General features: G+C 55.7%; 18 protein-coding genes. 10 read left to right on the forward strand and 8 right to left on the reverse strand.

The window, feature by feature from the left end:
- Positions 1-530: 530 nt before the first annotated feature.
- The gene (locus tag JWR17_RS25560; RefSeq protein WP_299836055.1) at positions 531-1,208 is read left to right on the forward strand and encodes a FadR/GntR family transcriptional regulator; all 678 of its coding nucleotides are present in this window, start codon (positions 531-533) and stop codon (positions 1,206-1,208) included.
- Positions 1,209-1,365: 157 nt separating this feature from the next.
- Positions 1,366-2,022 (forward strand): peroxiredoxin-like family protein, encoded by a 657-nt coding sequence (locus JWR17_RS25565; protein ID WP_299836057.1) that lies wholly within the window; start codon positions 1,366-1,368, stop codon positions 2,020-2,022.
- Between the two features lie 58 nt (positions 2,023-2,080).
- Here JWR17_RS25565 and JWR17_RS25570 read toward each other — a convergent pair whose 3' ends face one another.
- Together JWR17_RS25570 and JWR17_RS25575 are read right to left on the reverse strand one after the other, a co-directional pair.
- The gene (locus JWR17_RS25570) at positions 2,081-2,983 is read right to left on the reverse strand and encodes a LysR family transcriptional regulator (protein ID WP_299836058.1); all 903 of its coding nucleotides are present in this window, start codon (positions 2,981-2,983) and stop codon (positions 2,081-2,083) included.
- A gap of 115 nt (positions 2,984-3,098) precedes the next feature.
- Positions 3,099-4,025, reverse strand: a complete 927-nt coding sequence (locus JWR17_RS25575) for a LysR family transcriptional regulator (protein ID WP_299836060.1) — start codon at positions 4,023-4,025, stop codon at positions 3,099-3,101.
- Between the two features lie 188 nt (positions 4,026-4,213).
- Here JWR17_RS25575 and JWR17_RS25580 point away from each other — a divergent pair, with 188 nt between their 5' ends.
- Both JWR17_RS25580 and JWR17_RS25585 read left to right on the forward strand, forming a co-directional pair.
- Complete coding sequence (locus JWR17_RS25580) at positions 4,214-4,648, forward strand: DoxX family protein (protein ID WP_299836061.1); 435 nt, start codon at positions 4,214-4,216, stop codon at positions 4,646-4,648.
- 249 nt (positions 4,649-4,897) lie between these two features.
- Complete coding sequence (locus JWR17_RS25585; RefSeq protein WP_299836173.1) at positions 4,898-5,923, forward strand: UV damage endonuclease UvsE; 1,026 nt, start codon at positions 4,898-4,900, stop codon at positions 5,921-5,923.
- A 112-nt stretch (positions 5,924-6,035) separates the two neighbouring features.
- Here the strand turns inward: JWR17_RS25585 and JWR17_RS25590 are convergent, their stop codons facing one another.
- The gene (locus JWR17_RS25590) at positions 6,036-6,326 is read right to left on the reverse strand and encodes a YciI family protein (RefSeq protein ID WP_299836062.1); all 291 of its coding nucleotides are present in this window, start codon (positions 6,324-6,326) and stop codon (positions 6,036-6,038) included.
- A 51-nt stretch (positions 6,327-6,377) separates the two neighbouring features.
- Positions 6,378-7,127, reverse strand: a complete 750-nt coding sequence (locus JWR17_RS25595; protein ID WP_299836064.1) for a glucose 1-dehydrogenase — start codon at positions 7,125-7,127, stop codon at positions 6,378-6,380.
- Between the two features lie 310 nt (positions 7,128-7,437).
- Between JWR17_RS25595 and JWR17_RS25600 the strand changes: the two genes are divergently transcribed.
- The 5 genes from JWR17_RS25600 to JWR17_RS25620 all read left to right on the forward strand — a co-directional run bounded on the left by JWR17_RS25600 (position 7,438) and on the right by JWR17_RS25620 (position 11,044).
- Positions 7,438-7,662, forward strand: a complete 225-nt coding sequence (locus tag JWR17_RS25600) for a DUF6555 family protein (protein WP_299836065.1) — start codon at positions 7,438-7,440, stop codon at positions 7,660-7,662.
- A gap of 49 nt (positions 7,663-7,711) precedes the next feature.
- Positions 7,712-7,969 carry a DUF6555 family protein gene (locus JWR17_RS25605; protein WP_299836067.1) on the forward strand — a complete coding sequence of 86 codons (258 nt, stop codon included), beginning with the start codon at positions 7,712-7,714 and terminating at the stop codon, positions 7,967-7,969.
- 276 nt (positions 7,970-8,245) lie between these two features.
- On the forward strand, positions 8,246-8,575 hold the full coding sequence (locus JWR17_RS25610) for a hypothetical protein (RefSeq protein ID WP_299836068.1): 330 nt from the start codon (positions 8,246-8,248) through the stop codon (positions 8,573-8,575).
- 175 nt (positions 8,576-8,750) lie between these two features.
- Entirely contained in the window at positions 8,751-10,355 is a 1,605-nt protein-coding gene (locus JWR17_RS25615; protein WP_299836070.1) for a tetratricopeptide repeat-containing response regulator, read from the forward strand.
- On the forward strand, positions 10,352-11,044 hold the full coding sequence (locus JWR17_RS25620) for a HAMP domain-containing sensor histidine kinase (protein ID WP_299836071.1): 693 nt from the start codon (positions 10,352-10,354) through the stop codon (positions 11,042-11,044). The genes JWR17_RS25615 and JWR17_RS25620 overlap by 4 nt, the downstream gene beginning before the upstream one ends.
- A gap of 23 nt (positions 11,045-11,067) precedes the next feature.
- Here JWR17_RS25620 and JWR17_RS25625 read toward each other — a convergent pair whose 3' ends face one another.
- The 4 genes from JWR17_RS25625 to bkdR all read right to left on the reverse strand — a co-directional run bounded on the left by JWR17_RS25625 (position 11,068) and on the right by bkdR (position 15,432).
- Complete coding sequence (locus tag JWR17_RS25625; RefSeq protein WP_299836073.1) at positions 11,068-11,910, reverse strand: DMT family transporter; 843 nt, start codon at positions 11,908-11,910, stop codon at positions 11,068-11,070.
- Positions 11,911-12,128: 218 nt separating this feature from the next.
- Positions 12,129-13,754: an NADP-dependent glyceraldehyde-3-phosphate dehydrogenase gene (locus JWR17_RS25630; RefSeq protein ID WP_299836075.1), complete on the reverse strand. Its 1,626-nt coding sequence runs from the start codon at positions 13,752-13,754 to the stop codon at positions 12,129-12,131.
- A gap of 95 nt (positions 13,755-13,849) precedes the next feature.
- Positions 13,850-14,929: an FUSC family protein gene (locus JWR17_RS25635; protein WP_299836077.1), complete on the reverse strand. Its 1,080-nt coding sequence runs from the start codon at positions 14,927-14,929 to the stop codon at positions 13,850-13,852.
- 14 nt (positions 14,930-14,943) lie between these two features.
- On the reverse strand, positions 14,944-15,432 hold the full coding sequence (gene bkdR / locus JWR17_RS25640; protein WP_299836079.1) for a Bkd operon transcriptional regulator BkdR: 489 nt from the start codon (positions 15,430-15,432) through the stop codon (positions 14,944-14,946).
- 215 nt (positions 15,433-15,647) lie between these two features.
- Between bkdR and JWR17_RS25645 the strand changes: the two genes are divergently transcribed.
- The gene (locus JWR17_RS25645; protein ID WP_299836081.1) at positions 15,648-16,880 is read left to right on the forward strand and encodes a 3-methyl-2-oxobutanoate dehydrogenase (2-methylpropanoyl-transferring) subunit alpha; all 1,233 of its coding nucleotides are present in this window, start codon (positions 15,648-15,650) and stop codon (positions 16,878-16,880) included.

A 16,880-nucleotide genomic window follows, 5' to 3' on the forward strand; every position in this document is an offset into this window, starting at 1 on the left:
GGTCGCCTTGGTCGTACGCAGTAGGCGAACGAGCATTTTACAGGTTCCCGGACGAATCGCGCGCAACCCTCAGGATCGTTAACAGGCCAGCTCACGACAAACTGTCTATGACAGCACGGCACGTCAATTTTAATCGTGGGATCGGCACACCTTTGGGCGTTCGGCTCTAACGTCAAAGTAATGAAAGCTAGCAGGTTTTTACCGCCCAGGTCGCGGTAAAGCGGTATCCATTTGCGCATCAGATTGGCGTTGATGCCGTCGCCCAGCGCAACGCTTGCTATGGGTGCACCAGGCTGCCAACATTTTGGACGACCTGGACTTTGAAGGATTTGGGACAGGAGTGTCGTTGTCGCATGGCGATCCGCTTAATGGGCGAGAAGTGGTGTCCACCACCGCCCTAAGCGTAGGGGGCAGGAAGGTGTGTTGGCCGGACAAGTTAAAACCAATAATCAAACCGGTGTCAAATTGGTTTTCAAAATAAAACCAATTTCGTTTATACTGCGCACCATCAGAAATATGGAACTCAGTCTATGACCCACGCCCAAACATTTTCGAACCTGCAGGCGTATATCCGGGAAGAGGATTTCTCCCCCGGAGATCGGTTGCCGCCGGAAAGGGATCTGGCGTTGCGCTTGGGGATCGCCCGAACAGCGCTACGTCGTCAGTTATCGCAGTTGGAAAACCAAGGCATATTGATCCGCCAGGTCGGTCGAGGGACCTTCATCGCCTACGGCGCCAGCGCTGCGCTCTGCGCCGATACCCCGCTCATCTCACATATGGCCACGACTTATCCGGGCGAGGTACTTGAGACCCGCCTGATATTGGAGCCTCAGATCGCTCGACTGGCGGCTCAACGTGCTAACGCCAGCGACATCGAATCTTTGCAGCAGGCGATTCAAAAGGGACGCGATGCCGATTCTTACGAGACGTTCGAAAAATGGGACGCCACCTTTCACCGCGTGCTGGTGCAGGCCGCTCGTAACGGGCTACTGACCGCTCTCTATCAGAGCATTGACGCGGTACGCGCTGGTAAAATCTGGGGCCGATTGAAGGAGTCATCGTTGAGCCCTGAGAGCATGCAGGTTTACATTCGCGGGCATGAAGCAATTGTCGAAGCCATTATCGACCGCGACTCGGCACGGGCTGAGCGGGAAATGCGCAGCCATATCAACGTAGCCACGTACAATCTTCTGGGGTCGTCTGGCTAACGGTTGCGCTGATGTTGACGAGCGTCAGTTGTACCGCCGTTGACATTCCTGCAAAGAATAAATGCTATGCCCGTGGCCTCCCTACCGACGGCACAGACGGCCTGTGATTATTACCTGGCAATTGAACTTACTTCATTCACTCATCCAGGTAACGATCATGACTCTTCAAGCAAAGCTCGACGCATTCAAAGCCGACTTCGTAGGCGGCAAACCTCCTTACAACGCACCGCCTGAAGTTCACGTGGTGATGAAACGCGCTACCGAGGAGTTGATCGCCACCGGCCAAGCCGAGCGTGCTTTGAAAGTTGGCGACAAAGCTCCCGTTTTTACGTTGAACGATCCAGACGGCAACCCAGTGTCCTCTGCTGAACTGTTGACCAAAGGTCCACTGGTTGTAAGTTTCTACCGTGGCGTGTGGTGTCCATACTGCAACATGGAGCTGCAAGCGCTTGAAGAAGCCCTGCCTATGTTCGTTGCGCTGGGCGCCAGCCTGGTTGCGATCTCGCCGCAGATCAAAGCCAATAGCCGAAAATCGGTTCGTCAAAACCACCTGACTTTCCCGATCCTCAGCGACACCAGAAATGAGGTCGCCGCTGCATTCGGCCTGCGTTTTGAGCTGCCGGACTACCTGGTCGATTTGTACAAAGCGTTCGGTAACGACCTGCCAGCGTTCAATGATGACCCAAGCTGGACCTTGCCAATGCCAGGCCGCTTCGTGATCGGTCAAGACGGCATCATCACTTACGCAGAAGTAAACCCGGATTACACCTCGCGTCCAGACCCTTCAGAGCTGTTGCCAGCGCTGCGTGGCTAAGGCCAGTCGGGTCAAGCCGCTGCGGCAGTAGCGGCTTTTTGGAAGCGCGTCAGTTAATTCAGACGCCTGGAGATCCATTTTTTGCTAGCAATAACTCTACATACGACACAAAAGCTCGGGCTTTGGCGCTAGCCATACGCCCGGTCGGAAAGACTGCCCACAAGTCCATACCTGGGAGCTGCCAGTCCTGGAGTACCTGTTGGACTTCGCCGCTAGCGAGTTCCGGTGCAAACATCCATTCTGAAGACAGCGTCAGACCAAGGTTCGTCAGCACCGCGATGCGTACGCCTTCTGCCGCGGTGACGCGAACTCGTCCCGATACCGTTATCGACTGCTCGGCGCTGCCTTGTTTGAACAGCCAGTGGGTTCCCCCGCCATTTTGCGAGTAGATCACCGCCTGGTGGTTCATCAACTCCACGGGTGACATTGGCTCCCCAAAGCGTTCGAAGTAGGCAGGCGTGCCCAAAACCATGCGACGACATTCGGCGATTTTACGCGCTGTCAAACCTGAATCAGTCATTGTGCCCATTCGCAACGCAACATCTATTCCCTCTTCAACAAGGTTGACGTTGTGATCGTCCAGAACCACGTCGACGGCCAGGCCAGGGTGCATGTCCAGGAACTCGCCCAGGCGAGGGAGAATGTGCAGCCGAGCGAAGGTGACGGCTGCGCAGATACGTAAAGTACCTGTGAGTCCGGTTCCCGCTCCACGGGCCGCAAGGTCTGCTTCGTTGGCTTCTTCGATGGCTCTTTTGGCCCGTTCAAAAAACGCTGCACCTGCCTCGGTTGGCGTGAGGCCACGGGTGGATCGCAGCAGGAGTCGTACAGCCAAGCGGTCTTCAAGCTGAGCGATGATTTTAGAAACCGCAGGCTGACCGATCTTCAGGCGTCTGGCCGCCGCTGAGAACGACCCTGACTCTACTACATACACGAAGGTTTCCATCGCCGACAGCCGGTCCATCCTGTTCCTCCTCGGAACGATTTATATCTCTGGTGGTTGGGTTGCCATTATTTTTACTCTGGGTGCACGATTGGTAAGGCGTCCTTAGGCAGATCGCCTTCGCAAACCGGCGGCACTACGTGCAATTCGCGGCCTTCAGCGCGCCATTGCTCTGTCCAACAAACCGCGCTATCAACCAGTCGGCCGCTGGCCCAGGCGGCGAGTCGGTGCGGTAAATCACATCGAAATTGTATGGGCCGCTACGGTACTCAGGCAGGTCGAGCTGAACCAGACGACCGCTGGCGAGGTCTTCTTCGACCATGTGGGTCGGCATGTTGCCCCAGCCTATGCCCTCGCGCAGCAACATATGTTTTGCGCCCAGATCCGCCAGTCTCCACGTGCGAGGACTGACAACCGCGAACTCTTTATCCCGGGTCAGCGGTGAACGGTCCGACAACACGAGTTGTACATGCTCACGTGCAGCACCGGGTGGATTTGGGTTGCCCAGTGCCAGAGGATGGCCGGGAGCTGCGACCGGGATCAACTCAACTCCGCCAATGCCAATACGTTCGATGCCGCCAAAACCCATGTGCAAGGGGCCACTAACGCCCAAGGTCGAATCATGGTCGAGTACCAGTTGAGTCACCGCCCCCAAGGCCTCGATCCGTAAATGCAAGGACACGGTGGGAAACTCGCTGCGAAACGCTTTGAGCGCATCCACTACCCGGTAAGCTGGCAGCATCACGTCCAGCGCCAGATGCACTTCGGCCTCCAGTCCTTGCACCAGTCCCTTGACCTTGGCCCGCAACCCATCGATGCCATTGAACACTGTACGGGCTTCGATCAGTACCGTACGACCGGCCACAGTGAGCTGCGGCTTGCGCGTGGTCTTGCGGTCAAACAACTGCACGCCCAATTGCGATTCCAGGTTGGCAATTGAATAGCTGATCACCGACGTGGCGCGATACAGCTTGCGCGCAGCCCCCGCAAAACTGCCTGCTTCGACCACCGTCAGAAAAACCCGTAGTTGGTCAAGGGTCGGTGTGCCTGGGGCGGAACTCATGCTTGTTCCTTAAACGTGGTTTCTTCGAACGTAGGCGCCACTCTACCTCGATCAAAACCCTATGTTCCAAAATTTAGAATATAAACGTCGAAATTAACCGGCTATTGCGATTAGTTATGGAGTGCCAGAATCCGCCCCATCGCAGCAAGCCATGCCGGTTGTGCTGACTCAATCAGGTGATAAAACTCATGTCGCAATCCGCCGTTACTACCTCGAACTCGACTGGTTTCGATGCATCCACTACCCAAGCCAGTGTGGCGTTGGTAGGGCGGATCTTCCTCGCCGCCATCTTTCTGCTCTCGGGCTTCTCGAAAATTACCGCCCCAGCGATGATGATCGGATACATCCAGTCGGTCGGCTTGCCGCTGCCAGCGGTGGCACTGGGTCTGGCGATTCTGGTTGAAGTGGGTGGCGGCATTGCGCTGGTCCTTGGTTACCGCACCAAAGTTGTCGCAACCATCATGGCCCTGTTCACTCTGGCTACTGCGTTTGCCTTCCACAACAACCTGGCTGACCAGAACCAATTCATTCATTTCTTCAAGAACATCGCCATGACCGGTGGCTTGCTGCAAGTAATCGCCTTCGGTGCTGGCCGTTTTAGCTTGGACGGTCGTCGCGGTTGATCGAGTGATGTGCCTCTCTGGATACGATACAAACGACAAGGCCGACGTAGTGATACGTTGGCCTTGTCGTTTTTCTGCTGCCTTCAAGTTGCATAGATCATCAGTTGGGACGGGGGTTGCGTCGGAGACGACCATTTGTCCAGGCAAGCATCATTGCGCTGAATTTTTTGAAACTCATCAAATCATTATTTTACGTTTGCAATAAAGACGCTATTTATCCGCGCACCGTACAGGTTGAAAACCATCGGCATGACTCACTCTCGAATTGGCTTTGCGTGCCAGTACCGCCATTCTTTCCGCGACCTTTCAATTGGTGAGTTGAAGCTGATCGAAAGCGCATTCAATCCTCGTACTACCACGTTACGCTGGATGGAAGGTGTGGCCCCGCAGTTGGCTCGGGACAAGCTGGTCGAAGTCGTCACACACAATCTTGAGGCTCAGCTGCGCTTGATTGCGTATGTTGCCGAGCTACCACCCACATTACGTATGCTGCGGCTTAGCAGCGATTTATTGCCGTTCTATAGCCACTCGAAGGTAAGCGCGTTTTACCAGGAGCCTAATATTCAAAGTTGGTTAGGTGAGCGCTTTTGCGCCATCGGCACGCTGGCGCGGGGGGCTGATATTCGCTTGTCATTTCATCCAGGGCAATATTGCGTGTTGGGTTCAGACAAGCCTACGGTGGTTGAAAACAGTATTGCCGAATTTGAATACCACGCCGACATGATTCGAATGATGGGCTACGGCGCCCGTTTTCAGGATTTCAAATGCAATGTGCATATAGCGGGTCGGCTGGGCGGGGAGGGTATCCGGTCAATCTGGCCGCGGTTATCCTCGGTATCGCATAACTGCATCACGTTTGAAAATGAGGAAAAGATTTACGGCGTCGACGCTTGTCTGCAACTCTCTGACTTGGCGCCGGTTGTACTGGATGTCCATCACTGCTGGATCAACGAGGAAGATTACATTGCACCTGATGACCCGCGCGTGCAGCGAATCATCGAAAGTTGGCGAGGGGTTCGGCCAACCATGCACTACTCACAGCCACAGGAGCGTCTGCAGCAATTAGGTTTTAGTGCCGACCAGAAATTAGAAATGAATAGGCTGCTTGGTTTGATGCCCAAACGAGATTTATACGGTCACAGCGCACAAATGTGGAATCGTTGGACCAACGAATACGTGCTGAAGTTTTTGGACCGCTTCGACGTCATGATTGAAGCGAAGGATAAGAACCTGGCCGCATGGGCTTTCTACGACGAGTTTGTCGCTAGCCGTTAGTCTCCTGAATGTCCAGGATGGCCGGGGCAGCAGCACCGCAATGCTGACGTCTTTTGCCTCGGCCCTGGCGACAAGCCTGCGCGACACCTCTTCTGCAGTTTAGCCTCTCAAATCATAGGCTTTTAAACGCCTCGAATTCAGGCTGGGTCAGCGCGATGTTGATCTCGCTGATCTGATACTCCCCAATGTCTTGCAACAGGTAAGGGTCTTCAGCCAAAAGCTCCCGCAGGTGCTTTTTCTCGATGCTCCTGACAACAATCATGCCGCCCAAACCACTGGTCTTGGCGCCCGCCATGAGGAAAATTCCCTCATCCAGGTACTTCTTTACCCATGCGCCGTGAAGGGGGCTAACGGGTGCAGCTTCGGCGGGCGTTTTAGTGAAACTGAAGTTCAAAAAATACATAAAGTGTTCTCGCTAGATGAGGTTCAGAAACAGACGGGTCGGGTCAGAGGGTCACACCTGAGCCATGCCACCGTCAACGCACAAGTCGATGCCGGCTACGAAGCTGCTTTCGTCGGAGGCCAGGAACAGTGCCGCCGAGGCCAATTCATCCGGGCGACCCAAACGACCCAGCGGAATGGCCTGAGCGAACCTGGCTTTCAACTGATCAGCTTCGGCCCGGGTGCTGGCCTGGCTTTCCATGATCGGGGTATCGACGGGGCCAGGGCTAAGCGTATTGACGCGAATGCCGCGATCTTTGAGTTCCAGGGTCCAGGTGCGGGCGAATGAACGTACGGCGGCTTTGGTCGCGCTGTAGGTGCTGTAACCGGGAATGCCTTTGGTTGAGGCGATTGACGCAGTCAAGATGATCGACCCACCGTTGCGCATCAGCGGAAGGGCTTTCTGTACGGTAAACAACAGGCCTTTGACATTAACGTCGAAAGTCTTGTCGTAGTGTTCAGCGCTGATCTCGTCGATGCCTATGGAGTCGACGATGCCGGAGTTGGCGAACAGTATGTCAATGGCGCCTTTTTCGGTTTGTACCACCGCATACAGCCGGTCCAAATCTTCTTGACTGGACACATCACCCTGAACCGCTGTGACGTTTTGACCAATGAGGGCTACCGCTTTGTCCAGTTCTGCCTGGCGACGGCCAGTGATAAAGACGTATGCGCCTTCGTTCACGAAACGTTGAGCGGTTGCGAGGCCAATGCCGCTGCTACCACCGGTGATGACTGCAATTTTGCCTTTAAGCCGGTTCATGAAGAGTACTCTCGGAAGGATGCGAAGGAGGGCAGGCGGTGTGTTGAGTCGCTTGCCCCTTGGTGAGGCCTGAGAGTGTCCCCTCCGTCGCAGATGCCGAGAACGCCGGTCGCAGGCATAAAACATATGCCTGTCTAGAATAAAGGGCCGATTGAACTCGGTTTTTGCATAACGGCCAATGAAGAGAAGCCGCTCTAGGTCAAGGCGCTTAGTCGATATTCGGGGGGAGCAAATGGTAGCGGCGAAAAAAAGGAATTTTTGCTCGCCGTAGGAATCATTTGTTGATCGCTAACAACGTACGGACTGACCTATGGCCCAGCACGCACACTATCGAATTGATTACCTGCTAAACGGTAGCTACAAGACGTTTTACATTAGTGCCCCGCACATGGACAAAGCCGAGGCGTGGCATTGGGCGACGGTAGATGCGGGTATCGCCCAGATCCCCAAATACCGCTCAGACCAAGTACCCAAGCTCAGCGTGCCCCAAGCCGAACTTCGCGGGATAGCCAGTGTTGAATGGTCGAAGAGGTAGTATAACGGTGACCTCATCACCAACACTGAATGACGATTCGGAGCTGGCAATGGACGGCTTGAAGGTTTACGAAATTCACTACCTGCATCATGGGGTGAAGAAAGTTATTCTTCATCACGCTGAGCAGATGACGGATTTCGATGCGTGGATCCTGGCTGCAATCGAATGCGGACTGCCGCAGCAGATACTTCCGGTCGCTCGTTTTCTAACGGTGGCAATCACAACGGCAGAGGGTCAGGGCATTACCAAAGTTCGCTGGAATATTTGTCCCCGCTCTGGCGGATTGGACCGTCAGCTTAAGTGCTGACAGCGGCGCGGGCATCAAAATGGGGAGACTTCTTAACAGAGGCTCCCCGTTTTCAGTTCTGGCGTTTAATATACGTGTGGCATTGCGATAACGTCGGCGGCCGTTTTATTGCGTGAATCGCCGTAATGCCTGAAAAATGCTTTTGTTTTCTTTGCACAGGCCGATACAGATATAGATTCACTTGTTGGCATGGTTACCCTGACAGGCTTGGCGTACTGCACCTATCGATTGGTCGCCATGGACCGCGCCAGTCAACCCCCTACAAGGATTCATCCGTTGGAATCATCACTGGAAACCGTTGCCCTTTTTTTCCTCAAACTGGCTTATGAGGAGGAGGGTGGAAGTCCGATTCGGCGCAAAGACGCGGTGATGGATGATTACCAGAAAGACGTTTTCGGCTTGTTGGTTCGCAGAGGCGATGTCAAGGCTATTCAGCTTAAAATGGACGAGTGTCTTGAATTGGCGCTAGACGCTTTAGGCGGTGCCAACACGCCGCTGGGTAAGGAGCTTCATAAACTTTCGAGCGAATTCGGTCGCGTTGAAACGATGGAGGCGCTTGATGCTCCGTTAACCGCGCTCGGGGATTATTTGAAAGACGCTCAGTAAAGCGATGCCGCGCGTACCGCGGTGCTGTCTTTTTCTTACAAATGCGGTAAAAGCATCATATGACTGAGTGCCCGCTGGCGCGATAGAGCGATAGTGGGGGTTCAGCGGCGCTGAATTCGGCCTTGCATGGATATTTGCCTGGGCTACCCCTATTACCTCCATGACTGGAATCTCCATGCTGGTGTACACCAAAACAAGCTTTCTCATCGCCGATGATTTTTCCGACTTTCGTAGCTCGGTCAGGTCCATGCTGCGCGAACTCGGTGCGATGATCGTCGATACCGCCGATACGGGTGAGCAGGCACTGGCCATGTGTGCGCTGAAGCGCTACGACGTTATCCTGCATGATTTCAATTTTGGTGACGGTAAGAAAAATGGCCAGCAGGTGCTTGAAGACCTGATGGTCGACAAGCTGACGAGCCATGAATCCATTTTCATCATGGTCACTGCCGAAAATAGCCAGGCCATGGTAATGAGTGCCCTGGAGTGGGAGCCAGATGCCTACTTGACCAAACCGTTCAACCGCGCCGGTTTGGCCCAACGTCTGGAAAAGCTCGTGCAGCGCAAAACCTTGCTCAAGCCGATTCTACAAGCGCTTGACCGCAATAAGCCTGCTGAAGTGTTAGCCGCCTGCGCCAGCCTGGCCAAAAAAGATGAGCGCTACGCGCCTCTGTGCTTACGTTACAAGGCCTATGCCCTGCGCGATCTGAATCAGCTTGATGAGCTGGAAAGCTTGCTCAAGACAATTTTGGCTGACCGCGCTACACCTTGGGCTTACGCCGCGCTGGGCACCTTGTTGCTCAAAACGGGTAAGGCCAGTGAGGCGCAGACCGTTTATGAGCGGGCAATCGTGGCCTTCCCGATGATTCCGACACTTTATGATGGCCTGGCCGATGTATTGGTAGTTCGTGGAGAGGTCAAGCGCGCTCAAAGCGTGCTCGAAGCTGCTGTACGACTATCGCCGTTAGCGGTACGTCGGCAAAGATTGCTCGGCAAGCTGGCGTTGGGTAACGACGATTTTGAAAGTGCCTCTAAGGCCTATCGCCACGCAGTGTCTCAAGGCAAGTATTCTCGCTTCAAGGACCCAGAGAGCAACCTGGGCCTGGCGCACGCATTAATCAGCAAGAATGGCGACAACGGACTGGATGCGCGCTCCCGGGTGGAGATCAACCAGACATTGGGCGATGTCACCAAGGAGTATGCAAACGATCAAGGGCTGCAATTGCGCACTGGCTTGATGAAAGCAACCAGCTTGAAGCACTCGGACCCGGAAGCTGCGGCGAAATTGACTGCGCAGTCATTGGCCCTTCTTCAGAGCATGGATAATTTTCTGGGTTCTGACGCGGCGCTATTGGTTGCGACTCAGCTCCAGCAGTTAGGCCAAGAAGAGGCTGGCGCCGGGCTGCTGAAAAGTTGCGTAGAAATATACGGTGACGACCCGGCTATCATGCAAAGCATCGCCCTCCTGACCGATGATCCGGTTATCCTCGGGGCGGGCAAGGCCGCTGCCGATCTCAACCTTCAGGGTGTCCGTAGCTACAAGGCCGGTAATCTTGCCGAAGCGCAGGGCTTCTTCCGCAGTGCATTGGCGTTGCAATCGAAGAACATCAGTATCGCGCTGAACCTGGTGCAAGCGTTGCTTTATGTGAAGGGTGCGCCGCCAAGCGCTGCGGGCCTTGAAGAATGTCGAGTTTGCCTGGAAATGATCGGCCTGATGCCTGACACCGATCCTCGCTTTGAGCGTTATAAAAAATTGCAAGTCCGGGCGTTTGGCGCATGAAGGATAACGATGAGGGGTTAGACTTCTCCATGGTGATCGCCTCCGTCGTACATGACATGAAAAATTCCCTGTCGACGTTGATGAATGCTCATAACCAGTGGCTGACGCAACTGCCCGCAGCCCAGCAAGGCATTCCCGAGCACGGGGCCATCGAATATGAATTTGCCCACCTCAACGGAATGCTGGTGCAACTGCTCGGGTTATACAAACTCGGCGTCAATCAGTTACCGCTACGCCCCGATTATCAAGACCTGGATGATTTTATTGGCGCGCTGTTGGCCTTCCACCAGGACGTCTTGCACAGTCATGGCCTGGTCGCGACCTATGAAGTCGACGGGTTTAATGAGCTTGGCTTTTTTGACCGTGATTTGATCGGTTCGGTGGTGGCAAACATCATCATCAACGCTATCCGCTATGCGCGCCACGCTCTATTGATCAGCGCTCACAAAGAAGCGGGGCAGCTCGTATTGACGATAAATGACGACGGGCCAGGGTACCCCGAGCAGATGCTTGAGCGTCAATCAGACTTTGTGCAAGGCATCAATCAAAACAGCGGAAGTACCGGCCTGGGCCTCTATTTCGCTGCGCGCATTGCCGAACGACACGAGCGTAGCGGCGTGCGCGGGCACATCGAACTCGCTAACGGTGGCAAGTTGGGAGGGGCCAAATTCCTTATTTACCTGCCCTGATGGGCAGTCGAAACCGCGCCGGGTCAGAGCCCCAGACACATCGCCCCGGCCGCGACGATCACGCAAGCGAGCCAGCGTTTTCCGCTGACCGACTCCCCCAGAAACACTCGCCCGATCAGTACCGCAAACACCACGCTGGTCTCGCGTAGTGCCGACACCGCGCCCATCGCGCCGGCTTGCAACGCCCAGATCACGATGCCATACGCTGCGATAGACACCAGCCCGCCGACAAGTGACGAGCCGACTACGGCCGGTGCCGTGCGCACTGGTATCCACAGCGCGGCGAGCCCACGCATTGCGACGAACAGCACCGGCATCAGCCAATAAAACAGGAACATCCATGCGGTGTAGGCGAGGGCCTGGTCGCCGGATAACCGCACACCCATCCCGTCGATCACGGTATACAGAGCAATTGTCGCGCCGGTGGTCAACGCGGCCAGCACGCCCCCGCCCGTCAGCCGACGGCCCTGCAACGCGAGCGCGATGATGCCGCTCGAGATCATCACAATCCCCAAAGCATGCAGCGGGCCGATCACCTCATGGGCGAAAAGTGCCGCGCCGAGGGTGACCAGCAGCGGAGACGAACCTCGCGCAATCGGATACGCCTCCCCCAGATCGCTGCGGCGGTATGCCCAAACGAGGCTCATGTTGTAGACGATATGCACCAGCCCCGATGCGATGATGTACGGCCAGGCTGCGTTCGCCGGCCACGGTGTGAAGAAGATGACAAGCGTAGCGACTGCCGCGATCACAATGCTCATCCACGTCATGGACAAGAACCGATCGGAGTTGCCATGCAGCATAGCGTTCCAGCTCGCGTGGAGCAGGGCGGCAAAAAGGATGAGTCCGCCTGTGTAACTGAGCATGTGGGTTCCGGGCTGAAAGGGTGAACAGGTAAAAAAGTAAAAATTCCTGCAAAGGAAAACCAGGCCAGCTATATCTCTGCCCGCTGTTTTACCCTAAGGGAGATGAGATTGAACGCCACCCAAGCCAGCGCTGGCTGAAACGCCAACGTCGGGCCGTGATTACCTCCAATCAGCGCACCCTGTTGCGAGTGCGCTCGGATGTATCGATGTCAAAGCGATCAGAAAATATAGTCAGTGGTCAGGAAATTGGATTCGTGGTTATGAATAATCTCGCTAATCAGCGCTTTGTTGCCGTCCTGAAACTTGGTCGCGACCAGTGTCCGAATCGAGAACACTCGTAACGCATCGTGTACCGATAACGTTCCTTCGGCTGAGTTTTTGCGGCCGTTGAACGGGAAAGTGTCCGGGCCGCGTTGGCATTGGGCGTTGATATTGATGCGCCCTACCTGGTTGGCGAACGTATCAACCAGGCGCCCGACTTCGGCGGAGTCGTTGCCGAAGATACTCAGTTGCTGACCGAAGTCGGACTCGAGCACGTAATCAATAACCGCGTCCAGATTGCGGTAGGGGACAATGGGTATCACCGGGCCAAATTGTTCTTCGGCGTAGACACGCATGTCGGTGGTGACCGGGTACAGCACCGCCGGGTAGAAGAATGAACTACGAATCTCGCCGCCTTTGGCGTTGACCACTTTCGCGCCTTTGCTGATGGCGTCTGCCACCAGCGAGCTCAAATAGTCGGTCTTGCCCAGTTCTGGCAGCGGGGTCAGGGAAACGCCTGGCTCCCACGGCATGCCGGGTTTGAGTGTCTCAAGCTTGCGATTGAATTTTTCGATGAAGCTGTCGACCACGTCTTCGTGGACGAACAGAATTTTCAGTGCGGTGCAGCGTTGGCCGTTGAACGACAACGAGCCGGTCAGGCACTCGCTGACGGCGTTGTCCAGGTCAACGCTGGGCAGCACGATGCCTGGGTTTTTCGCGTCCAGGCCTAACGCGGCACGCAAACGGTGTGGTTTCGGGTGCAGCCTTTTCAAGGCGCTGGCGGCTTTGTTGGTGCCGATAAAGGCAAAGATATCCACCTTGCCACTGGCCATCAGGGCGCTGACGGTTTCCCGCCCGCTGCCGTAGATAACGTTGATTACACCGGCGGGGAAGCTGTCGCGGAACGCTTCGAGTAGAGGGCGAATCAGCAGTACGCCCAATTTCGCTGGCTTGAACACAACCGTGTTACCCATTATCAACGCCGGAATCAGGGTGGTGAAGGTTTCGTTCAGCGGATAGTTATAAGGGCCCATGCACAACGCCACGCCCATGGGCACGCGGCGAATCTGGCCCAAGGTGTCCTGTTCCAGCTCGAAACGGCTGGAGCGACGATCCAGTTCCTTGAGGGCAGTGATGGTTTCGACAATGTAATCGCAAGTGCGGTCGAACTCTTTCTCGGAATCCTTTAGGGTTTTACCGATTTCCCACATCAGTAAGTTAACCACCGCCGTACGTTGCTCCCGCATGCGCAACAGGAAGGCTTCGACGTGCTGAATACGTTCGGCGACGCGCATGGTCGGCCAAACGCCCTGGCCTCTGTCGTAGGCGTGGACGGCGGCATCCAGGGCAGTCAATGCAGTGGCGGCATCCAGCAACGGCGTGCTGCCGAGCATAATCTGTTCGTCACCGTGGTCGGTGCTCAGGTGAACCGGGCTGTGCACGGGTGCCAGCGGTCCTGGCCAGATCTGCAGCACGCCATCCACCAAGTACTCGCGCTGTTCGATTTGACCGTTGAGGCGATAAGCTTCCGGAATGTCGGCAGCGGTGGGAAACAGGTTATCGAGAACGTTGTCGGTGATCATGGCGCTATCCCCTAATGAATCCGTAACGAAAAATTACGATTTACTTTCCAACGCAGCGCGGGATCTGTCCAGCACTGCCTGACTACGCGTGCGAATCAAATCTTCCATTGCCTGGAAACCTTGGCCAGGCGTTGGCGCATGTCATCGATGTTGGCGGCCAATTGCAGGGTCAACAGCCGATAGCCGTCCAGCGCCGAGTACACCGGGGTGTGGGTCATAGGTTCTTTGTCCACGCCCGTCACCGGACGTTCGAGCCGCTCGGCATTACCGGTTTGCAGGGCGCGGGCCATGCCCACCAACTGGACGCGTATCTGACGGTTTTCTGCTTTCAGTGAATGTTGCAGCGAGGCCATGGCCTGCTCCTCGGTAGCGGCAGGTCGGGTGTTGGCGAGAATCTCCAAGGTGCTGATGCACATCCGCAGGTTGCGCTGGATTGCATCCAGTTGATTGGCCGAAATCTTCACTTCCTTGGACACCGACGGCATCAACGACCGTAGTTGCACCATGGCGCTGTTCAAACGGTTCATCAGCTTCAGGTACTCGTCATCGGTCACCGATTGGCCGTTAATGATGCGGCTATGGATCGCCGCGCAATCACGCAAGGCACTCGCCAGGTTGTAGCGCCAGGAAAACACCGCGTACAGCGGCAAGGCGAATGAAAACGCCAGGGCCAGCACGATGCCGATCAAAATATCCACCGTTCGCCACAGGCCATCGGCCACAGGATTGTCGCCATGGCCAGCCACAATGAACACGGTAATGGCCGACAGCAGCGCCGTGTAACCGCCTTTGCCAATCGCGTGATAGGCAAAAAATCCGCACACCACCGAGATGCCCAGGTAGGTGAGAATCTGGCTGCCGAAAAACGCGAACTGGGCAATAAACAACAGCCCGACTGCGGCCCCGATCAGCGTGCCGTATGCCCGTTCCGCGGCTTTTTTGCCGATATTGCCGTGGTGCTGCAGGCCGCCAATCACCACCAGCATGGTGATCGAAGCCCATTCGCCGTGGGGAAGGTTGATGCCAGTAGTCAGCAAAATCGACGCCAGCAAGCCCAGCGACACGCGTACCGAGTGAATTACTCGGGCATGCCGGTAACGGCGATAGGGGTCCAGCAGGGGTCGCAGCAATTTGCGCAGCAGCCACGGAAGTCGTGAAAGTCGGGAGTATTTCATCGGTTCAATCGGACCTAGTTACCAAGCGTTAAACCATTGGCGGGCAGCGGCAGCGCAGTTTTATAACGCACCTGTTTCAATGCAAAGCTCGAACGAATGTTCGCCACGCCCGGCACTTTGGTCAGGAAGTCCAGCAGGAACCGCTCTAAGGATTGAATAGTCGGCACCAGCACCCGCAACAGGTAATCCGGATCGCCCGCCATCAAATAGCACTCCATGACTTCGGGGCGGTCGGCGATGGCGGCCTCGAACACATGCAGGGCTTCTTCAATCTGCTTTTCTAGGCTGACATGGATGAACACATTGACGTGCAATCCCAGCAATTCGGGGTCGAGCAAGGTGACTTGTTGGCGAATCAGCCCCAGTTCTTCCATGGCCTTGACCCGGTTGAAACACGGGGTAGGGGAAAGATTGACCGAGCGTGCCAGGTCCGCATTGGTGATGCGGGCATTCTCCTGAAGGCTGTTGAGAATCCCTATATCAGTCCGATCCAGCTTCCGCATGAGACAAATACGCCTGTTTGTTTTAGTTATGAGGAATAATTGTCCCTAAATGACCTTTCGCGCAACCAACATGAGAAAAATATTCTCCACGCTCAGGAATATGATTTGTGTAGGACAAGAGACACCAAGGTTTGTCCAACACATTGATACCGCTCCAACGCCCAACCTAACGCCCAATAAAAAATATATGACAAGAGCGAGCGTAGAGAATAGCCATGAACGAATACGAACCCCTGCGCCTGCACGTTCCTGAACCTTCCGGCCGTCCAGGCTGTAAAACCGATTTTTCCTACCTGCGATTGACCGGCGCCGGCGTGGTGCGCAAGCCGCCCGTCGATGTCGAACCCGCTGACACCGCCGACCTCGCCAAAGGGTTGATCCGCGTCCTTGACGATCAGGGTCAAGCACTTGGACCATGGGCTGAAGGCGTGCCCGTCGAGGTTCTGCGCAGAGGCATGCGCGCCATGCTCAAGACGCGAATCTTCGACAACCGCATGGTGGTCGCCCAGCGTCAGAAAAAAATGTCGTTCTACATGCAAAGTCTCGGCGAAGAAGCCATCGGCAGCGCCCAGGCCCTGGCCTTGAACGTCACCGACATGTGCTTCCCGACCTACCGCCAGCAAAGTATTTTAATGGCCCGCGAGGTGCCGTTGGTGGACCTGATCTGCCAACTGCTGTCCAACGAACGCGACCCGCTCAAAGGCCGTCAGTTACCCATCATGTACTCAGTGCGTGACTTTGGCTTCTTCACCATTTCCGGCAATCTCGCCACCCAATTTGTGCAGGCGGTGGGCTGGGGCATGGCCTCGGCGATCAAAGGCGACAACAAAATCGCGTCGGGCTGGATCGGCGACGGCGCCACCGCTGAATCCGATTTCCACACCGCTCTCACATTTGCCCACGTTTACCGCGCGCCGGTGATTCTTAACGTGGTCAACAATCAATGGGCAATCTCCACGTTCCAGGCGATTGCAGGCGGCGAGGCTACGACCTTTGCCGGCCGTGGCGTCGGCTGCGGTATTGCGTCATTGCGCGTCGATGGCAACGATTTTGTCGCGGTATACGCGGCGTCCGCATGGGCTGCCGAACGTGCGCGGCGCAACTTGGGGCCGACGTTGATTGAGTGGGTGACCTACCGTGCCGGTCCGCATTCGACCTCCGATGACCCGTCCAAATACCGCCCGGCCGATGACTGGAGTCATTTCCCGTTGGGCGACCCGATCCTGCGCTTGAAGCAGCATTTGATTCATATCGGCCAATGGTCTGAGGAAGAGCACGCCGCCACTAGCGCTGAGCTCGAAGCCGAGATTATTGCCGCGCAAAAAGAGGCCGAGCGCTACGGCACCCTGGCGGGCGGGCAAACGCCTAGCGCCGCGACGATGTTCGACGACGTTTATAAAGAGATGCCCGAACACCTCCGTCGCCAACGTCAGGAACTGGGGATTTGA

Source organism: Pseudomonas sp. (assembly GCF_028293835.1).
Taxonomy (GTDB): Bacteria; Pseudomonadota; Gammaproteobacteria; order Pseudomonadales; family Pseudomonadaceae; genus Aquipseudomonas.

Bases quoted from the DNA above. Each gene is read 5' to 3' on its own strand.
- JWR17_RS25565 (WP_299836057.1), top strand. From the start codon at position 1,366: ATGACTCTTCAAGCAAAGCTCGACGCATTCAAAGCCGACTTCGTAGGC.
- JWR17_RS25615 (WP_299836070.1), top strand. From the start codon at position 8,751: ATGCTGGTGTACACCAAAACAAGCTTTCTCATCGCCGATGATTTTTCC.
- JWR17_RS25560 (WP_299836055.1), top strand. From the start codon at position 531: ATGACCCACGCCCAAACATTTTCGAACCTGCAGGCGTATATCCGGGAA.
- JWR17_RS25580 (WP_299836061.1), top strand. From the start codon at position 4,214: ATGTCGCAATCCGCCGTTACTACCTCGAACTCGACTGGTTTCGATGCA.
- JWR17_RS25625 (WP_299836073.1), bottom strand. From the start codon at position 11,910: ATGCTCAGTTACACAGGCGGACTCATCCTTTTTGCCGCCCTGCTCCAC.
- JWR17_RS25590 (WP_299836062.1), bottom strand. From the start codon at position 6,326: ATGTATTTTTTGAACTTCAGTTTCACTAAAACGCCCGCCGAAGCTGCA.
- JWR17_RS25570 (WP_299836058.1), bottom strand. From the start codon at position 2,983: ATGGACCGGCTGTCGGCGATGGAAACCTTCGTGTATGTAGTAGAGTCA.
- JWR17_RS25585 (WP_299836173.1), top strand. From the start codon at position 4,898: ATGACTCACTCTCGAATTGGCTTTGCGTGCCAGTACCGCCATTCTTTC.
- JWR17_RS25620 (WP_299836071.1), top strand. From the start codon at position 10,352: ATGAAGGATAACGATGAGGGGTTAGACTTCTCCATGGTGATCGCCTCC.
- JWR17_RS25645 (WP_299836081.1), top strand. From the start codon at position 15,648: ATGAACGAATACGAACCCCTGCGCCTGCACGTTCCTGAACCTTCCGGC.
- JWR17_RS25595 (WP_299836064.1), bottom strand. From the start codon at position 7,127: ATGAACCGGCTTAAAGGCAAAATTGCAGTCATCACCGGTGGTAGCAGC.
- JWR17_RS25605 (WP_299836067.1), top strand. From the start codon at position 7,712: ATGGACGGCTTGAAGGTTTACGAAATTCACTACCTGCATCATGGGGTG.
- JWR17_RS25575 (WP_299836060.1), bottom strand. From the start codon at position 4,025: ATGAGTTCCGCCCCAGGCACACCGACCCTTGACCAACTACGGGTTTTT.
- JWR17_RS25635 (WP_299836077.1), bottom strand. From the start codon at position 14,929: ATGAAATACTCCCGACTTTCACGACTTCCGTGGCTGCTGCGCAAATTG.
- JWR17_RS25630 (WP_299836075.1), bottom strand. From the start codon at position 13,754: ATGATCACCGACAACGTTCTCGATAACCTGTTTCCCACCGCTGCCGAC.
- JWR17_RS25600 (WP_299836065.1), top strand. From the start codon at position 7,438: ATGGCCCAGCACGCACACTATCGAATTGATTACCTGCTAAACGGTAGC.
- bkdR (WP_299836079.1), bottom strand. From the start codon at position 15,432: ATGCGGAAGCTGGATCGGACTGATATAGGGATTCTCAACAGCCTTCAG.